Source organism: Psychromonas antarctica, from assembly GCF_022267535.1.
GTDB classification, from domain to species: domain Bacteria; phylum Pseudomonadota; class Gammaproteobacteria; order Enterobacterales; family Psychromonadaceae; genus Psychromonas; species Psychromonas antarctica.
The window spans coordinates 13,793-28,923 of the sequence record NZ_JAHNZV010000031.1; the positions used below are offsets into that span (position 1 = coordinate 13,793).

Genomic DNA, 15,131 nt, shown 5'->3' on the forward strand with positions numbered 1-15,131 from the left:
GCAGATATAAAAACTCGGATCTGCTGTTCATCTTTTCTAGGTAGACTCTTTGCTTAGCAACCCCAAAACATCTTTTACCTGCTCTAAGTTATCTTCAATCCAACTGCTATTGATAGCTCCCCATGACTTGATTGAATAGCTTTTATTGATTGTGCCACCAGTATCCACGCACTCTATATCTAATTCAGCAAGGGCTTTAATGGTATCTTGTAAAGTACGCCTCGCCATCCCTGTTGCGCCTAAAATGAGTGGTGGAGTATTGACTCCCGTGTCGATTAAATAAGCAACCAGTAGTCGGCGGTAATACGCGGTTTTTGTTTTACTTTGTTTATCTATCATTTTAGGATCTCATCTTCATTTTTAGGGCCTATAAAACCCGTGTACCCAATCTTATTCCGATAAAAATCATAATGTTATTTTGTAAAGCAGAAATGCGATATTGAAGCGAATTGCTACTTAGCAATGGGACTTTTAAAAATTTTCAATCATCTAAATGGTGCTGTAAATTCACTAACATCTGTGCGGTTGCCCCCCAAATAAAGCGGTTACGGTAGGGAATGCAATAGCTGAAATGGCGTTTTTTATTGGCGATTAGATGGCGTAAATAAGTATTCTTTTTGTTCAGTAAAAATGCCAGCGGTACCTCAAATACAGTTTTAACTTCTTGTGGATCAATTACTATTGAATGATCACTTTCAACAAACCCTAAGTAAGGGGTCACTATAAAGCCACTTACTGTCGTTAGCTTCGCCAATCGGCCGAAAACAACGATCTGCTCCGGGAAAATACCAATTTCCTCCTGAGTTTCACGCACTGCGGTATACAGTAGGTTGGGATCGGATTGTTCATGTTTGCCACCCGGAAAACTGACCTGTCCTGGATGATGACGTAGCGCTAGGGCACGCTCTGTGAAGATGATGTTCAGGCCATTTTGGCGTTTCACTAAGGGGATCAAAACCGCCGCTTTTTTTAACTCCTGTTGATTGATAAGGGCAGGGGAAGACCCATCTCCGCTAGACCCTGATAATGGATTATGTAACAAAAAACGGGTTAAAAAAGTTTGTTTATCCATTGACCAACCTGAAATAAAATTACCCCTTGTTAGGGCATGCTGACTTTTGGCGTTAAATTTTTTGTATCTGCTAAAGTGTTTTATTGATGCTAAGTTTTTTCTTTTTAGTTATCTAAGTAAATATCTATCCAATACGATTGGCCTAAGCCTAAATTGACGAGAGCGGTATTTATCATAACAGAAATTTTAAGGGTCACATAAACAGGTTAAAAAACACTTTTCTAAAAAATCGGCTATCCAAACTCTAAATTTAATTTAAATTGTAATGAATGCTAAAGATTTCTTCATTGTCGCCGACAAGGTTGATTCGACAAGGTTGATTAACGTTACTGTTTTTTGTCTTGGATTTTTAGGGAAATTGCATATGGCCCATTCAGTCATTACCAATACATCATCATTATTTGCACAGCGCATGCTTAATCGCTCACAAAGTGCTGGTAATCAGGCGATGGAGCGGCTCTCATCAGGGCTACGCATTAATAGTGCGCGTGATGATGCTGCGGGTTTATCAATTTCCTCTGGTATGACCTCTCAAATCAACGGTTACAATCAAGCCATTCGTAATGCCAATGATGGTGTTTCTGCTCTGCAAACGGCTGATGGCGCATTAGAATCAGTTACCACTTCTTTGCAGCGTATTCGCGAACTTTCAGTGCAGGCTGCCAATGAAACCTACTCCACTGAAAACCGTAAAGCGATTCAATCTGAAATTGATGCACTCAGTCAAGAAATCAATTCGATTGCGGAAACTACCGAGTTTAATGGTACTAAATTGTTTCAACGCGGAGAGTTAACCCCGCAAAGCGATGTTGATAAACAAGCCGTTATTGATGGTTTATTTAGTTCCTGGTTTGCAAACTCTGAGCAGCGAATTTTTGAACAACTAGGCATTAAAGGTGATGGCGCTACACTTAAAATAGATTTGTCAGATACTGCCGATCCCGACATTCTTGCTTCAGTGAGTGGGACTCCCAATGCTATTACAGGTAAAATTGATAACCAAATTTTAACAATTGATATGAGCGATTTCGAAAAAGGGATTGCCGGTGATGGTGGTAAAGCACCATTTTACAGTGATCGCATTGTCGCACATGAGATGGTGCATGCGGTGATGGGACGCTCTATGAATATGGGCAGTTTCTCTGACTCAAAATGGTTTACTGAGGGAGCCGCCGAGCTTATTCACGGTGCAGATGAGCGGGTTTATAATGATCTTATTGCTATCGACCCTAATAGCACTCATTTTGATTCAACTGACTTTGATGCAATGGCCAGTGAGTTAGCCAATACAACCGGCGCGGGATGGGATGGCAGTAGTTTGCAATACAGTACGAGTTACGCTGCAGTACGTTACCTTCATGAAGATATTAAGAATAATGGCGGGGAAGGGATAAAGGATTTGATGCTCGAGCTAAGCGAAAGTGGCTCTAATTTAGATACGGCGTTAACTAAATTACAAACTGATGGCTTGGTCAGTTGGGCTGATGAAGCGGCGTTTATCACTGATTTTTCCGGAGGTGCTGGCAGTGCATTTATGCAGGCAAATTTTAACTTTGGCAATGAAGATACTGGCGCCATTGGCGGGGCCGATGTTGATAACGAAGCGACACTTGATGGTCGAGCTGTGATTGCTGATGATGTTAATCTTACATTAACGCCGATGACGGGATTCGATGTTGAGTTACCGACCAAGGGAAAGGTTAATGACCCATTACTAACTGCACAATACAATTTACAAGTGGGGGCGAACAGTGGTGAAAAAATATCAGTTTCCCTATCGCGTATCGATACTGATGCTCTGGGATTAAATGACATTGATGTCACTGTCGATGCCAGTGCTGTGATTGATAAAATTGATAAGGCGCTGAGTTATATTAGTGAGCAACGGGCAGGTGTGGGCGCTTCAATAAATCGCTTATATGCAACCGTTAGCGTTAATGAGTTAAATGCTCAATCAACGTCTACCAGCCGCTCACGTATTGAGGATGCTGATTTTGCCTTAGAAACAAGTAAAATGAGTAAATCTCAAATATTGCAACAAGCAAGTACCAGTATGTTGACGCAGGCCAATGCATCTCCACAATCTGTACTCAGCTTGCTGGGTTAGCTAAGCGTTTTTGCTGCTTTTTTGGCAATCAGTAACGCACGTTTTGGCGCGGGATGACCTTCTACTGTTTTGCTTGGATCCTTGGGATCTAAATAATCCTCTAACGATTCATTAGTCATCCATGCGGTACTGCGTTGTTCACCTGTGAGAGTATCGTTTATATCGACAATACGAACATCTTCAAAGCCGCACTTTTCAACCCACAGCTTTAATGCCGCTGCGCTAGGCAGAAACCAGATATTGCGCATTTTTGCATATCTATCTTGTGGTACTAATACCGCGTTTTCATCTCCTGCAATGACTAATGTTTCCAGCACCAATTCGCCACCTTCGACCAGTTGATCTTGAAGCTGGGTGATATGATCCATCGGCGATTTACGATGATATAAAACACCCATGGAAAAGACGGTGTCAAAGGCTTCTAGTTTAGGCAACTCCTGAATCCCCAGAGGTAACAGATTAACGTTTTGATCTTTATTGGCAAAATGGCGTATCGCTTCAAATTGGCATAAAAAGAGATCACTGGGATCGATGCCGACCACAAACTGTGCGCCTTCACCACGCATACGCCACATATGATAACCACTACCGCAGCCGACATCTAAGACATAACGATATTTAAGTGGACTGATATGAGGCAGCACTCTGTCCCATTTCCAATCACTGCGCCATTCGGTATCAATGTGGATGCCATAAATATCAAAAGGACCTTTACGCCAAGGATGAAACTTTTGCAGCAAGCTCTGTAGTTTTTTGCTTTCGCCCTTACAAAGTTCACCAGCACTGCCGATTTTTACGCGCTCTTTAAGCTCTATATTAGCTGTTTTGATATCTGGGAATTTATTTAATATACGCACCCAGCTCGGCAGTTTTCCGTGTACTTGATTATTTTCCCACTCATAGAGTTGTGTCGGTAACACTCGTAGCCAATGGCTTAAACGGTTTTTAGCGATAATGCTGTAAAAGTTTGTAAAGTCGATCATGGAGAGCCTTAAGCGGTTATTTGATACTGATAATTGAGCCAAAATTGAAACACTGATAGCAAAGATTATTATGGGAAAATCCTGCAGTTTTTAAACGTGCAAAATGGGCCTCTAGGGTATCGGAAATTAATACATTTTCCAGTGAAGAGCGTTTTTGGCTTATTTCTAGTTCGCTGTAGCCTTGGCTGCGTTTGAAATCGAGATGAAGATCGATTAATAGCTGGTGGCTTACAGAGTCATCAAATAAAAATTTCTCAGATAAAACCAAGACCCCACCGGGTAATAGCCCGTTATAAATATTGGTCAATAGTGTTAAGCGCTTTTCTGGAGTTAAAAATTGTAGGGTGAAATTCAACACAACTACCGACGCATTTTCAATCTGGATATTACAAATATCATCACAAAGCACAGCGACAGCGGTGTCTGATTTATAAGCGTGGATATATTGCTGGCAGCGCTCAACCATCGCCGCTGAATTGTCGACAGCAATAATTTGGCAACCTTTTTTATTATTAAGACCACGGCGCATAGAAAGGGTGGCGGCGCCAAGCGAACAGCCCAAATCGTAAAGATTACTGTTTTCTACGGCGCAGCGCTCGGTGATCATGGCAATCATGTGAATAATTTTTTCATAACCAGGTACCGACCGTTTGATCATGTCGGGGAACACTTGTACAACCTGCTCGTCGAAGGTAAACCCATCGACTTGAGTAAGCGGTTTGCTGTAGATATTATCGGTTTGACTCATCGCTGTGGCCTGCTCTAGAACTTTTAAGCACCTATTTTACTTAAATTAAACGAGATGATCAGCATTTTATTTGTTTGCCGATAGGACTTTAAAATATACCCATGAGTTAAGGCCAAATATGCCGTTGTTTTAAAGGGCTTGAGCTACGCTGAAACTCGCAATTGTGAGTTGCTTAGGGTTATAATGACGCAATTATATTATCTCGTATTTAAAACAGGAATCGATAATGCGCACTATGTATTGTGGTGAAGTGACGGAAGCTGTCATTGGTCAAGAAGTTGAATTAGTAGGTTGGGTAAACAAACAACGTGATTTAGGCGGAGTTATCTTCTTGGATCTGCGTGATCGCGCCGGTATCGTACAAGTTTTTTTTGATTCGGATACCGCCGAATCGACAGCCCTTGCGACGACGTTGCGTAATGAATTTTGTATCAAAATAAAAGGGCTAGTGCGTCCGCGCCCAGAAGGTCAAGTAAACAAAGAGATGACCACCGGTGGCATCGAAATACTGGGGCTTGAATTAGAAATATTAAACCGCGCAGAGCCATCGCCGCTTGATAGTAATCAAAAGAACTCTGAAGAACAGCGTTTACGTTACCGCTATTTAGATCTACGCCGCCCTGAAATGGCGCAACGTATGCAGTTCCGCGCCAAAGTGAGTAGCTTTGTGCGTCGTTTCTTAGATGAGAACGGTTTCTTGGATGTAGAAACGCCGATTTTAACCAAAGCAACTCCTGAAGGCGCGCGCGATTATTTAGTACCTAGCCGTACTCATAAAGGTCAATTCTTTGCATTGCCACAGTCACCACAGTTGTTTAAACAGTTATTGATGATGTCCGGGTTGGATCGTTACTACCAGATAGTTAAATGTTTCCGTGATGAGGATCTGCGTGCCGACCGCCAGCCAGAATTCACCCAAATCGATATTGAAACGTCATTTATGTCTGCCGATCAGGTGATGGCCATCAGCGAAGAGATGATTGTTAACCTCTTCAAAGAGATGCTTGATGTTGATTTAGGGACTTTCCCGAAAATGACCTATGCCGATGCGCTGCGTCGTTTTGGTAGTGATAAGCCGGATCTGCGTATCGATTTTGAACTGGTTGATATTGCCGATTTAGTCAAAGAGGTAGAATTTAAAGTATTCTCCGATCCAGCTAATGATACAGAGAGTCGTGTTGCTGCTATTTGTGTGCCGGGAGGCGCTAAGCTTTCTCGTAAAAATATCGATGAATATGGCAAGTTCGTGACTATTTATGGTGCGAAAGGGCTGGCTTGGATGAAAGTCAATGAAGTTGCTAAAGGTATTGACGGTGTGCAGTCGCCAATTGCCAAGTTCTTAAATGAAGCGATTGTGATTGAGCTATTAGCGCGAACCAATGCGCAAGATGGCGATATCATTTTGTTTGGTGCTGATAAAATTAATATTGTTAGCGAAGCGATCGGTGCATTGCGTCTGAAAGTAGCTGAAGATATGGGATTGATTAGCGCACAGTGGAAGCCACTTTGGGTTATTGATTTCCCGATGTTTGAAGCGCTTGAAGATGGATCTCTAACGCCATTACATCATCCATTTACAGCGCCTATTAATATGACTGTCGAAGAGCTTGAAGCAAGCCCTGTCGGTGCTATCTCGAATGCTTACGACATGGTGTTAAATGGTTGTGAGCTAGGCGGCGGCAGTGTGCGAATTCACAAGCAAGATATGCAGGCAGCTATTTTCCGTATTTTAAATATCAGTGATGAAGAAGCACAAGATAAATTCGGATTCCTGCTTGAGGCCTTAAAATATGGTACGCCTCCACATGCAGGGCTGGCATTTGGTTTAGACCGTTTAATTATGTTGATGACCGGTACCAGCTCAATTCGGGAAGTGATCGCTTTCCCGAAAACAGCTTCAGCTGCTTGCCCATTAACGAATGCACCTGGTTTTGCAAATCCAGCTGCATTGGCGGAGCTAAATATTGCGGTTCTCAAAGAAGAGAAAAAAGAGCAAGCGTAAATCTCATGTCAGGATGGGGCATTAACAATGCCCCATCCCATATAAACTCCGTTGTGAATTTAGTCAATCATCGTATAGACTTTTGATGTTTGCCTTCCCCTATTAGTTATAGCACTCTTAACGACTAAATTATCCCTCTTCATTTCTGTGATTAGTTATATAAAATAAGTTTTTTTATATAAGTTTGTGAGCGAGTTAGCGATTAATTGCGGCTGTTTTTCGTATTAATAATAATAGGTGTAATATTAGTAAATAGCATACATTATCAATTAAAGTTAATGCCGTAGCGGTGCGAAAATTGCTAAATGTAATCACTTATTGAGTCTCATTCCACTTTTTTAAAGCGTTGTTTCTCCGTTACTGATTTACACTAAATAATTACATAAAAATCGTATTCTTTGTAAAAGACCGACCTTGTTTTCTAAGTGACATACCCGGCGGATATAGAGCATATAATCTGGAGCATCAGTACATGATAGTTGAAAAGAATCTATCAGATCTTTTTGTTGGTATGTACGTTTTGGACATTACGAAGCCAAAGGGCAAGTTTCAGTTGACTGAAACGGGTATTATTAAAAACAAAGTGATTATTGAGGGGTTCAAAGCAAAAGGGATCGAACGCGTATTGGTTGATTTAAGTAAAAGTGTCAATGCAGAAGCGGCAAAACCGGTCGAAAAAATAAAAGCTAAAAAAGAGCGTTCTTTTCAACAAGACGTTATGAAAGCCCGTCGTATTTTTGATCAGTCAAAAAATATTCAGAAAAAATTATTTCATGATGCTGAAAATAATAACCCATTAGATTTAAAATCAGTCAGCAGTATCACTGATCAGTCTATTGAACTTATCTTTAATAATCCCGATGCACTCGCTTGCGTGTTAAATATTCGTCATAAAGATGAGTATTTACTGGAGCATTCGGTTGCCGTTTCAGTACTCATCAGTATTTTTGCTTTTCACCTTAATATTGAGATAGGAATTATTCGCGAATTGGCGGTTGGCGCTTTTTTGCATGATGTTGGTAAGATTAAGGTGCCTGATGCGATTCTCAATAAGCCCGGTAAATTGACCGATGCTGAGTTTGACGTTATGAAATCACATGCCAGTCATTCCATTGAAATCATCAAAAAAACACCGGATATTAGTCCGTTAAGCCTCGAAGTTGCTGCGCTTCACCATGAAAAAATAAATGGAGAGGGTTACCCAAATGGTGTGCAAGGGGAGGGGATATCAAGTTACGGAAGGATGATCGCTATTTGTGATATTTTCGATGCATTGACGTCTAGCCGCTGTTATAAACAAGGCTACGCTCAGGTCAAAGCGTTCAGTATTTTACGCAGCTTAGGACAGAGCAACCATCTTGATTTAATGTTGGTAGATAAATTTATCCAGTGTATGGGAGTTTATCCTGTTGGTGCGATAGTGCAGCTCGATTCAAATAGGTTGGCGATTGTTGAAAGCCAGAATCGTGAAGATCCAATCAGACCTAAAGTGAGAACATTCTATAGTCTCGGACCGAAAAGCTTTGAGATGGGTAATAATATCGACTTATCGATTACTCAGGAAGAATTGATTGTCAAATGTGTACGAGCCGATGACTTTAATCTGAATATGGATCAGATTATGGAGTTTTTAGCCTACGAAGGTTGATAACACCTTGTTCACTATCTACTGTGAACAAGGTGAATCATGAATTAACTTATTTTTTGAAATAGATCGCTATCAGCCTGCATGGCGAATAGCTCGGCACTGTTTAGATCGTAATACCAGCCATGCAGTCGTAGCGACCCGACAGCAACACGCTTTTGTATACATGGAAAGGTCATTAAATTAGCCAATGACTGGGTTATCCCTTGTTGCTCACAGAGGTTATATTGTTGCTCTTTATCGACACCCTGTTGGTTCGCTAATATCTCGTGGCGAACATTCTCCAGCTGCTTCATCCATTTTGATATAAATGTTTCTGGCAGCGCTTGCGGTTCTCTGTCCATTAGCGATTTTATGCCGCCACATTGCGTATGCCCGAGCACAATAATACTTTCAACCTGCAGCTCATTGACAGCAAACTCTAACGCCGCACTTGTACCGTGAAAACTGTCGGAGCTTTCGCATGGTGGAACTAAGTTAGCTACATTGCGAATCACGAATAGATCGCCCTGATCACAGTCTAATATAATGGCCGGATCAACTCGGGAATCGGAACAGCAAACAATCGCTATTTTCGGGGATTGCCCCTGCTCTGCCAATTTCAGTAACTGTTCTTTATTTTGTTGATAATACCCTTCACGAAAACGTTGATATCCCGCGATTAACTTATCCGTTGCTGCCATGCTGTTCTCCTTCGAATCGACTGTTATGTGGATCTGTATTAATCACTATTGTCGATAAGTTGAGATTATGCTAGTTGATTAATTGTATTAATTAAAATTAATATATATTATCGAAACTATAAAATTTATTTATGGTTGTATTATGCGCGCAACATTACATCAGTTAAAGGTTTTCCGGCAAGTGGCTTTGACAATGAATTACACTAAAGCCAGCGTCTTATTAGGGCTAACTCAACCTGCTGTCAGTATTCAACTTAAACAGCTAGAGAGCAATCTGGATCTCCCTTTATTTGAAAAAATAGGCAAAAAACTATTTCTGACACCTGCCGGGCAAGAATTAAAGTGTTTTTGTGATGAGCTTTTTGCTCGTTTTGATAGTATTGATATGACCTTAAGTGCACTCAAAGGCGATCTCGAGGGGGGCTTTCATCTAGCGGCGGTCAGCAGTGCTAAATACTTTACGCCACATCTGTTGGGTGCTTTTCATAAACGTTATCCAAATGTGAATCTGGACCTCGATATTGTTAATCGAGAGCAGATGATTCAACGTCTGCAGGACAATAAAGATGATCTGGTGATTATGGGATTAGTGCCTGAATCTATGGCATTAACCTATCATCCTTTTGTTGATAATCCGATTGTTATTGTTGCTAGCCCAGATCATCCTTTAGCAGGTAAAAGAAATATTAAATTGAGTGAACTATCTCACTACGCATTTATTTTCAGGGAAAAGGGATCGGGCACACGCAAAGCGTTAGAAGATTTTTTACAACAGCATAAGTTGGCGCTGCAGCCTAATATGGTGTTAGGAAGCAGTGAAACGATCAAACAAGCAGTCATGGCGGGTTTAGGCATATCAGCACTTTCACGCCATAGCGTGACGCTAGAGCTTGCTACGACTAGCTTAGTCGAACTTGATATTGAAGGGTTTCCACTGATTAAAAGCTGGTATCTGGTACATCATGAGAGTAAACATTTATCGCCTATCACTCAGGCATTTATTAACTTTGTTTTATCACCAGAAGAAAATGTGGCGGGATTGTGTAATCGTTTTTTAGAAAGTCATTTTGTAAAGAAAAATATTAAGCCAATAAATAAAATTTAGCGACTGATTATTTTGCACTGATCAACTGCAAAGAGTACAGTAGGCGCTTCTTTTTGGGGCCTACTCTGAGGTTTTTTTAGTGAGCATTATTCTCGGTATTGACCCCGGTTCTCGCATCACTGGGTATGGGGTTATCCAGCAAAAAGGCAGTAGCTGCATCTATATTGCCAGTGGTTGTATTCGCACGAAAGGGGATACACTCGCGCCTAAGTTAGACATGATTTTTAATGGTATTAGCGAAATTATTAAACAGTATCAGCCAACAGAATTTGGCATCGAGCAAGTTTTTATGGCTAAAAATCCAGATTCAGCGTTAAAACTAGGGCAGGCCCGCGGAGCTGCGATTGTCGCGGCGACACAAGCTGATCTCTATGTTTGCGAATATTCGGCTCGCCAAATAAAGCAAGCTGTTTCGGGGATGGGAGGCGCCACTAAAGAGCAGGTGCAACAGATGGTGGTGCATCTTTTAAAACTTTCTGGTCGCCCGCAAGCGGATGCTGCCGACGGGTTGGCGGTGGCTATCTGTCACGCTCATACAGCGCAGTCGCTGGTGGCAATGTCCGGGCAAGTCAAAAAAACGGTGCGCGGACGTTTCCGGTAATTATCTCAGTGTGGGATAAGTTGTACTGCCGCGTTTTGAACATTCTAAGCTAAGGTTTGCTATTACTTATTGTTATTTTATTATTGTTCTCTGAGGTTTAAATGAAGTCGTTATCGGAAACTCATATTGGATTCTTGTATGCCCTTGGTGCTTTCCTCACATGGGGATTCGCGCCTATCTACTTTAAGTATTTGGCTTTTATTCCCGTATATGAAATATTAGCGCATCGCGTTATATGGTCTCTTATTGTGACCGCTATTATTCTCTCTTTTCTTGGTGGCTGGCAGAAGGTCGTGCGCGTTTTCCAATCGCCTAAAAAGCTTGCTTTCTTGTTTGTGACCTCCTTACTAATTAGCACCAACTGGATAGTATTTATTTGGGCCATTAATAATGGACGGATGTTAGATGCGAGTTTAGGCTATTTTATCAATCCGATTATTAATGTGCTGTTAGGGGTGGTTTTTTTAAATGAATCATTAAGTCGTATTAAGTGGATTGCTGTATCGCTAGCCCTGATGGGGGTACTTGTGCAAGTGCAGCAGCTAGGTGAACTGCCGTGGGTGTCATTGGTATTACCTCTGAGTTTTGCTTTTTACGGTTTACTACGTAAAAAAATTAAAATTGAAGCCCTCACCGGTCTGTTTATTGAGACCTTACTGATTTTTCCTGTGGCACTTTATTATATGCTTTATGTCGCACAGACAGAGAGCGCAAATATGCTAGGCAACAGTTGGTCGTTAAATGGTTGGTTGATGTTTGCCGGCGTTGTTACTGCACTTCCCCTAATATTTTTTGGCCAAGCCGCCTTACGGTTAAAACTTTCTACACTGGGTTTTTTCCAGTATGTAGCGCCCTCTCTATTGTTTATGTTTGCGGTGGTTTTTTATGGCGAACAATTGAGCTTAATTAAAACGGTTACCTTTTTGTTCATCTGGGCGGGCATATTGCTGTTCGTCTTTGAGTCAAAGATTCGATCGTGGTTGTGATTAAAGCGATTAATTAAGCTGTATACCTAAGCTGCTTTAATATGCAGGAATCAGCAAGTTGAAAGGTGCTCCGATTCAAGGCTTCATAAAGCAGGATATGGTTGCTTTTCAGCTTGTCTACGGGAGGTTAATTGTGTATTAGCTCTGCGTTACAACACTTGCAAGGGAATAACTATCCTCTTAAGCTATAGCTCCAAGTAGTTTGCCTATAAAATAAAATAACACTGGATATTTACTCAGTTGTTTTCTATGCTTAGCGCTTCTATTTTAGCCAAGGTGACGAGACTAGTGATTTATCTGCCTTAGCATTTCTGACTTAAAGAAGGTGTCAAATGATTGGTCGACTACGTGGTATTTTATTAGAGAAACAGCCGCCTGAAGTGTTATTAGAAGTGTCTGGTGTCGGGTATGAAATTCAATTACCTATGAGTTCTTTTTACCCTTTGCCTGAGATTGGGCAGGAAGCGATTATCTATACCCATTTTGTGGTGCGTGAAGATGCGCAGTTATTGTATGGTTTTGCAGACAAGCATGAACGTGCCATGTTCCGTGAGTTAATCAAAGTTAATGGCGTTGGCCCTAAGTTGGCGCTTGCTATTTTATCGGGTATGTCCGCCAATCAGTTTGTGCAATGTATTCATCACGATGCGCTAAGTGCATTAGTTAAATTACCGGGCGTGGGCAAAAAGACTGCTGAGCGCTTGCTGGTGGAGATGAAAGATCGGCTTAAAAACTGGGTAGGTTCAGATTTATTGACTCCAGAATCGGAAAAAATAGTTTTTGAGAATAGCGTTATAAAGGATAATGCCAAACAGGAAGCGACAAGTGCACTGGTGGCATTAGGCTATAAACCTGCTGTGGCTGAAAAAGTTATTCAACAAGTTTATCAGGATGGTATGGATTGCGAATTATTAATCCGCCGTTCACTTAAAAGCATGGTATAAAAATGATTGAAGAAGACCGTCTTATTTCAGGTACGCTAAAAGTCGATGACACCTTTATTGATCGTGCCATTCGCCCTAAACTTTTAGCTGATTACAAAGGGCAGCCACAAGTTAATACGCAGATGGAAATCTTTATTGAAGCGGCGAGCCAACGTAAAGAAGCACTCGATCATCTACTTATTTTTGGTCCACCCGGGTTAGGTAAAACGACGCTGGCGCATATAGTTGCTAACGAACTTGCTGTGAATATCAAAACAACGTCAGGTCCTATTTTAGAAAAAGCAGGTGATTTAGCGGCACTGTTAACTAATTTGGAAGAAAATGATGTGTTATTTATCGATGAGATACATCGTTTAAGCCCGATGGTTGAAGAAATTCTCTATCCAGCGATGGAAGATTACCAGCTCGATATTATGATTGGTGAAGGACCTGCCGCCCGCTCCATTAAACTTGACTTACCACCTTTCACTCTCATCGGCGCGACCACGCGTGCTGGCTCCTTGACCTCGCCACTGCGAGATCGTTTTGGTATTGTACAACGCCTTGAGTATTATGATCTTAAGTCCTTAACGCATATCGTTTTACGTAGTGCGATACACCTTGAGCTGAGTATGGATAAATCAGGTGCCATTGAAGTCGCCAAGCGTGCGCGTGGTACACCACGTATTGCCAACCGGTTACTCCGACGCGTTCGTGATTACGCGCAAGTAAAAAAAGCCAGCGTTATTAATGAAGAGGTGGCAAAACAAGCATTGGATATGCTCGAAGTGGATAATCAAGGTTTTGATTATATGGATAGAAAACTACTGATGGCCATTTTGGATACTTTTCAGGGAGGACCTGTCGGCTTAGATAATCTCGCGGCTGCCATTGGCGAAGAGAAGGAAACGATTGAAGATGTGCTAGAGCCGTATCTTATTCAGCAGGGGTTTTTACAACGTACACCAAGAGGGCGGATCGCGACCAATCGAACTTATCTGCACTTTGGTTTTGATAAACCTTTATTATAAAGGGCCTTAAAACCTGTGTTTAGTTGCTTGCGAAATAGAGGCTGTCATTTGTTATTGCCTGCAGGAAAGCTATGATACATCTATGGGGGCTTAAAGATGGACTTATTATGAAGAAATTAACCTTGCTAAAAATACAGCTCCTAGCCTTTATATTTAGTTTTCTATGTGCAAGTACTCCTGCTTATGCAGACCTTTCAACTTGTACTCGTCTAGTGGTCACTGGTAATGCAGAATACCCCCCCATTCTTTGGCGAGATCCGAATCATCCGGGTAAACTAATAGGTGTGGCGGTTGAACTATTAGAGCTGTCATTAATGGGTACTGGAATTAAAGTTGATGCGCGTAACCGAGGTGTGTGGGCTAGAGCACAAAAAGAAGCAAAATACGGTGAGATAGATATGCTAGCTGGCGCGTTTATTACCGAACAGCGGCAAAAGTACATGGATTACATTTTTCCGCCATTTACTAATGTTCCTAGTGTGGTATGGGTAGTTAAAGGTAAAGAGTTTGAATTTAATAAATGGGATGATTTAGGTCATAAACGTGGTGGTACCTTATTAAACAATAGTTTTGGACAAGATTTTGATCAATATGCAGCCAAAAACTTAGATATTGTTAGCAGTGCGACTGCAGAACGCTCTTTTTCTATGTTAATTGCCGAACGCTTTGATTATGTGTTGTACGAGCTTTATCAAGGACTAACGATACTTGAAGTTTCTGGATTAAAAGACAGCGTAGGCTACTTAAAAACGCCAATATCAGTAGAGGGTTTATATTTCACTTTCTCGAAAAAATCAGGGTGCAATACACAGGCTCTTAGAAAATACTTAGGCGGGAGGGTGAAACAGTTATCGGACTCTAAGACCTTTGAGCGGTTATTCGATAAATATATGCAAGTATGGCTAGAATCGCAAAAGTAATCCTGTCCAATTTATAATTCGCAATTTTGTTTGCCCTGCTGGACGTTTGCTAGGCCCTCATGCTGTGCTTTATTCGGATCTCCTATCTAACGCCTGATAAAAGATTTTTAGGTATCCGGGGGTATAAGTATTTATGCTTTCTGTCATCTGCTTACCTCCCTCTTATTTGTTAAATTCATTTGTTCAGCGTGAGATTAAAAGCTTGATCTAAGTCAATTTTGTAAGTATAAGTAATTAAATATTAGACACAACTAATTTACGTTAAATAGTTGTTAACGCACTGATTGAATTGCATTTATTATTTAACATAAAATTAACATTGCCG

General features: G+C 41.2%; 14 protein-coding genes. 9 read left to right on the forward strand and 5 right to left on the reverse strand.

The genetic code is table 11. The features are described from left to right. Nucleotides 1-36 precede the first annotated feature (36 nt). Nucleotides 37-339 carry a helix-turn-helix domain-containing protein gene (locus KSO91_RS08980; protein WP_238742619.1) on the reverse strand — a complete coding sequence of 101 codons (303 nt, stop codon included), beginning with the start codon at nt 337-339 and terminating at the stop codon, nt 37-39. 142 nt (nt 340-481) lie between these two features. Then, on the reverse strand, nt 482-1,072 hold the full coding sequence (locus KSO91_RS08985) for a CoA pyrophosphatase (protein WP_238742620.1): 591 nt from the start codon (nt 1,070-1,072) through the stop codon (nt 482-484). 364 nt (nt 1,073-1,436) lie between these two features. On the opposite strand from KSO91_RS08985, the gene KSO91_RS08990 reads away from it, so the two are divergent. Then, entirely contained in the window at nt 1,437-3,179 is a 1,743-nt protein-coding gene (locus KSO91_RS08990) for a flagellinolysin (RefSeq protein WP_238742621.1), read from the forward strand. On the opposite strand, the gene cmoB is transcribed toward KSO91_RS08990, so the two are convergent. Next, on the reverse strand, nt 3,176-4,162 hold the full coding sequence (gene cmoB, locus KSO91_RS08995) for a tRNA 5-methoxyuridine(34)/uridine 5-oxyacetic acid(34) synthase CmoB (RefSeq protein WP_238742622.1): 987 nt from the start codon (nt 4,160-4,162) through the stop codon (nt 3,176-3,178). The two genes, KSO91_RS08990 and cmoB, sit on opposite strands and share 4 nt — an antisense overlap. Before the next feature lie 16 nt (nt 4,163-4,178). Next, nucleotides 4,179-4,910 (reverse strand): carboxy-S-adenosyl-L-methionine synthase CmoA, encoded by a 732-nt coding sequence (cmoA, locus tag KSO91_RS09000; RefSeq protein ID WP_238742623.1) that lies wholly within the window; start codon nt 4,908-4,910, stop codon nt 4,179-4,181. A 226-nt stretch (nt 4,911-5,136) separates the two neighbouring features. Here cmoA and aspS point away from each other — a divergent pair, with 226 nt between their 5' ends. Further along, nucleotides 5,137-6,912 carry an aspartate--tRNA ligase gene (gene aspS, locus KSO91_RS09005; RefSeq protein WP_238742624.1) on the forward strand — a complete coding sequence of 592 codons (1,776 nt, stop codon included), beginning with the start codon at nt 5,137-5,139 and terminating at the stop codon, nt 6,910-6,912. Between the two features lie 472 nt (nt 6,913-7,384). Further along, on the forward strand, nt 7,385-8,560 hold the full coding sequence (locus KSO91_RS09010; RefSeq protein WP_238742625.1) for an HD-GYP domain-containing protein: 1,176 nt from the start codon (nt 7,385-7,387) through the stop codon (nt 8,558-8,560). Nucleotides 8,561-8,604: 44 nt separating this feature from the next. Here the strand turns inward: KSO91_RS09010 and KSO91_RS09015 are convergent, their stop codons facing one another. After that, complete coding sequence (locus tag KSO91_RS09015) at nt 8,605-9,240, reverse strand: carbonic anhydrase (protein ID WP_238742626.1); 636 nt, start codon at nt 9,238-9,240, stop codon at nt 8,605-8,607. A gap of 142 nt (nt 9,241-9,382) precedes the next feature. Between KSO91_RS09015 and KSO91_RS09020 the strand changes: the two genes are divergently transcribed. From KSO91_RS09020 to KSO91_RS09045, 6 genes are all read left to right on the forward strand, one after another. Beyond that, entirely contained in the window at nt 9,383-10,345 is a 963-nt protein-coding gene (locus KSO91_RS09020) for a LysR family transcriptional regulator (RefSeq protein ID WP_275113952.1), read from the forward strand. A 79-nt stretch (nt 10,346-10,424) separates the two neighbouring features. Next, the gene (gene ruvC, locus KSO91_RS09025; RefSeq protein ID WP_238742628.1) at nt 10,425-10,946 is read left to right on the forward strand and encodes a crossover junction endodeoxyribonuclease RuvC; all 522 of its coding nucleotides are present in this window, start codon (nt 10,425-10,427) and stop codon (nt 10,944-10,946) included. Between the two features lie 101 nt (nt 10,947-11,047). Further along, nucleotides 11,048-11,932, forward strand: coding sequence for an EamA family transporter RarD (rarD, locus tag KSO91_RS09030; protein ID WP_238742629.1), 885 nt, complete (start codon nt 11,048-11,050; stop codon nt 11,930-11,932). A gap of 332 nt (nt 11,933-12,264) precedes the next feature. Further along, a complete protein-coding gene (ruvA, locus tag KSO91_RS09035; protein WP_238742630.1) occupies nt 12,265-12,876 on the forward strand; it encodes a Holliday junction branch migration protein RuvA in 612 nt (203 codons plus the stop codon). 2 nt (nt 12,877-12,878) lie between these two features. Continuing rightward, nucleotides 12,879-13,886, forward strand: a complete 1,008-nt coding sequence (ruvB, locus tag KSO91_RS09040) for a Holliday junction branch migration DNA helicase RuvB (RefSeq protein ID WP_238742631.1) — start codon at nt 12,879-12,881, stop codon at nt 13,884-13,886. Between the two features lie 107 nt (nt 13,887-13,993). Next, nucleotides 13,994-14,806, forward strand: a complete 813-nt coding sequence (locus KSO91_RS09045) for a substrate-binding periplasmic protein (RefSeq protein WP_238742632.1) — start codon at nt 13,994-13,996, stop codon at nt 14,804-14,806. Nucleotides 14,807-15,131 lie beyond the last annotated feature (325 nt).